This is a genomic window from Caldisalinibacter kiritimatiensis (assembly GCF_000387765.1).
Taxonomy (GTDB): Bacteria; Bacillota; Clostridia; order Tissierellales; family Caldisalinibacteraceae; genus Caldisalinibacter; species Caldisalinibacter kiritimatiensis.
In genome coordinates, this window is record NZ_ARZA01000076.1 from 1 (window position 1) to 4364 (window position 4364).

The 4364-nt window shown below is 29.2% G+C and carries 2 protein-coding genes; both read left to right on the plus strand.

Annotated features, from left to right (window positions below):
• The first annotated feature begins 623 nt into the window (after positions 1 to 623).
• Entirely contained in the window at positions 624 to 3044 is a 2421-nt protein-coding gene (locus L21TH_RS13695; RefSeq protein ID WP_006309487.1) for a PPC domain-containing protein, read from the plus strand.
• Positions 3045 to 3360: 316 nt separating this feature from the next.
• On the plus strand, positions 3361 to 3897 hold the full coding sequence (locus L21TH_RS03850) for a hypothetical protein (protein WP_006309488.1): 537 nt from the start codon (positions 3361 to 3363) through the stop codon (positions 3895 to 3897).
• Positions 3898 to 4364 lie beyond the last annotated feature (467 nt).

Below are 4364 nucleotides of genomic sequence, written 5' to 3' on the forward strand. Positions count from 1 at the left end.
CATTTAAATAAATAAAATGCAGTATTTATGCGAGTTGTAGAGTTCTGCAACGAGCTAATTGACAAATTTGGAATGGGGGGGGGTAGAATAATTGCTGTAAGCAAGCTTGTTTATATTTTATAGAATTATCACAAAAAGTATTTTTTAAAAGAGGGTATTGCAAATAGATAGATTGATTTTTTTAAAAATATCATTGCTTTGAGGGGTGGTAAAGTTTTGATATAAAGTCAAAGTAAAATCAATAGGTGGAGTTAAGGATTATGCTTAAATCTTTGACAATACCGACAAGGGGTAAGGTGGGGTAAAAATGAGTTGTTTATACAAGACTAAAGACTTTAGAAAACTTATAAATAATAATAGCAATAGTGTTATCGTATGATGAAAGAACAGTACAAAAATAAACATTTTCAAATAGCATGTATTGTAAATACTAATTTTACCTGATTGGTAGAGTTAAACTGATATCAAAATAGTACTTGAAATTGACTAACATTTGTCAGTAAGAAGGAGGTGGTAAGTAGTGAGCATAGTAAAGTATTTAAATAGAAAAATTGACTTCTTATGAAAGACTTAGATGAGATTTTATGAAATGATACTAATTAGATAACAAGGGGGATAATAACATGATGAAAAAAGGAACGTCAATTTTCTTAGTTGTATGTATAGTAAGCCTATTAATGGTTCAACCAGCAGTTTTTGCTGAAAATAGTAAAGGTGATATACCATTTAAAATTATTGCTAACATGAATGCTGAAGGTGAAATTGAAGGTGTATTTAAGTTAACAAAAAATGCCCCTTCTACAGTTTTTCAAATTGCAATTGGAGAATATGGGGAAAAGAAAAGTGTTTTTAAAAAGAGTATTATCGATGGCAAAAAAATAAATATACCTAATTTAAAACCTGATATAAAGTACAGTATTAATGTTACTTTTTCAAGCAGTAAAAAGAATATAAGCACTAAGGATACTATGCTTGATTCATATACTGGAAATTTTAAAATTGTTACTAAGGAGAATAAATGTAAAGCTATATTAATGCCAATTATTCACCAGGTTCCAACTAGCAAAAGTAATGACGAAATAAGTACTAAAAGCTACCCCGATGAAGATACTTCCAATGATTATCCGTCAGAAGCAGACAGAATTTATGATGATGAAGATGTATATGGATATATAGATAGTTCTAGTGATATTGATTGGTTTAAAGTAAGATTCACTGAAGATGGAGAAGCAAATTTTTGGGTAGATGTTCCTTCTAATTTGGATTATGACCTCTATCTATATGATAGTCTTTCAAATGCTGAAGATGATGATTATGTTGAAAGATCTATAGAGGGTTCCGGAAGTGATGAACTTATTTCTTCGTATCCTGTACAAAGTGACCAATATTATTATATTAAAGTTGAAGGCTACGGTGGAGATTATAGCACACAAGAAAGTTATCATTTAAGAACTAAGAATTATCCTTATAATAATATAGAACCTGATGATTATGAACCAAATGATTACTTTTCAAGTGCTGAAAGAATCAGTGGAAGTGGAGAAACACTTTACGCCAATATACATAATGAAGACGATGAAGATTACTATAAATTTACTTTAAGTGGTGAAGCAGAAGTAGATATACAACTAACATCTATTCCATCAGGTAATGATTATGACTTAAAACTATATGATGATAATTATGATAAGATTGATTCTTCCACAGCAGGAGGAAACGATAGTGATGAGATTATACAAACTTTGGATGAAGGTACTTATTATATCAAGGTATATTCATATGACGGGTTTGGTGAGGATACATATAGATTAGAAGTTGATATAAATCAGTCTTTTTCTCAGAAGAGACAAGAGATACTAGAAAAAGCAAAAGATATGATAGATGTGCAATGGACGCCTACAAGCGATTTAAAAGGTTGGAAGCATAGATTCACATTTGAAGCTAATACAACCTATGATGGAATCCCATATAGTCAAACGGCCTACCAAGTAGATGATTCTGGTTTTTATGAAGCTTTGAACAAATCAGATTTCTATAATACTTATTATAGAGTATTTACAGGGTCAGATGGCACTACCTATAAAACATATATGCCTAAATATGGTAACGATTGTTCAGGATTTACTAGTTTTGTATGGGGTATTCCAAGGCATACAACATATACGTTCAACAAAGGTATTATAAGTGGTGAATTTAGTAAAGTTGGGAATTATGATGTCAATAACCCTTCAAGGACAGACTTGCTAAATTCATATGATGAACTTCAACCAGGTGATGCAGTTGTAGCAAGAAGTGAACATAAACATGTTTTCATAATAAAAGAAAGAGAAGAAGGCACAGATAATTTTATTTGTTATGAACAAACTCCTTATTTTTGTAGATTTACAAATTGGACTAAAACAAAATTGGCTGACTATGAATATAAACCATTTACATTAAATGAATTAGCAAATAAAAGTACATTCTTAACTGTAAGTAATATTGGAGAAATGAAGGATATTTGCTTACTTGATAATAATATAAAGAATAACAAATTATCACTTTATAAACGTAAATATTCTAAGGAATCAAATAATGAATATTATTTAAAATTATATTCAATTTATGACAATAATCATAAAATAGAAATTACTGAAGATGATGAAGTTGAGTGGATATCCAGTAATAATGAAGTTGCCACAATATTTAAAGGCAATATTAGAACCATGGGTGAAGGAGAATGTACTATAACTGCTAGATATAAAGGAAAAGAAGTCTCTGTAAATGTAAGTGTTTTTGATTCTGAACCTATAGAAATGAAAATGCCAGATAATATTATTTTAAATAGAAAAGGAGATTCTGAATTTATCGATGTTAATGTCATGCTACCTAATGGAGAAACTGTAAATATTAATAAAGCGGCTATATGGGAAACTATGGATAGTAATGTGGCTATAGGTTATGATGGAAGGATTTTAGCGGAAGGAACTGGAAAAACCGAAATAAAGGTGTCCTTTGGCAATCTTAGTAAAAAAATCAAAGTTACTGTTTTAGAAGACAATTAAAAATTTCAGAGATAATAACTACTTCATAATTTTATGAAGTGGTTATTATCTCATTTCTATAAGTGTAATAAAGAACTAATGTTTAATTCTAGCAACAAAAGGATTTGTCTTCGTATAATTTATAAAAAATATTTTCTTGATCTCAAGATTATTATAGAATTAAGCCCTATACTTATATAAGTGGACTTTGAATCAGGAGGAGTAGAATTCCGATCTTATTTATAAATGTTTTAACTTTAGATAAAGCAAGTTCACTTTAATATTATTTTCATTAAGATTATTTAGTGCTAAACTATTATAGTAAGGAAGTGATAAATTGAAAAGTCAAAAGCTAATAATACTAATATTTTTAGCTATGCTAGTTTTTACATCATGCATTCCACAAAAATCAACTATTAAAAATGATACTGAAAATGTGAAATTAAATAAGGATGAGAACCTGAAAGAAAATATCGAATATAAAATATACAAAAACAAAACATACAATTTCACTGTTGAATATCCTAAACAATGGAAAGTTTTAGAATCAGGACAATATGATGGGAATGAAGAACATGAAGCTAGTCCAGATGGTGGTATTTTAATTTATGCTGAAAACGATGAAACAGAACAAATTTATGTTTTTGGGCAGAGTGGGAAAATATCTGCTGAAACTCCAAATTGTGAAAAAAAAGATTTTGTTACAGATAATGGGGTTAAGGGAATTCTATTTATAACAGAAACTGACGACAGATATATGATACATCTTGTTTTAGATGAGGGTTTTCATGGTGCTGCATTAAATCTAAGCAAAGATTGCTATAATAGAAATAAAGACCAAATTATTAGAATTTTAAAAAGTATAAGGATATAATAGTATAAACATGATGTCAGACCAAAGCATTTACTCAAACACTTCACATGGAAACATATGAGGTGTTTTCTTTTAGTCTAAAAACCAATTACTATGCATGTCGAGTCATTAGTATTGACTAAAAGAAAACACAACTTATAAATGTTGAAATTTCAATGAGAATAGAGAATTTACAAAAGATGAATATGTTACCTTGTACGAGGATAGAAAACAGAAAGCTTAAAATTAAAAAAGAACACTCTCTAAATAGCTATCATTTTTATTTCAAGGAGAGTGGTATTTAAGTTTTACCAAAAACTCGAGATAGATTTATTCTTTAGTATTGCCTAGAAGATGACAATGTTTGAAGGAGATAAGATAATAGATGATGAATTCCAGGAGGTGGAGAAGTAGTGATTACTGCTACTGGAGTAGTAATTATAGGTGGTACAGTAATAGCAGCAGGTACTTGGTTATATAACAAAGTT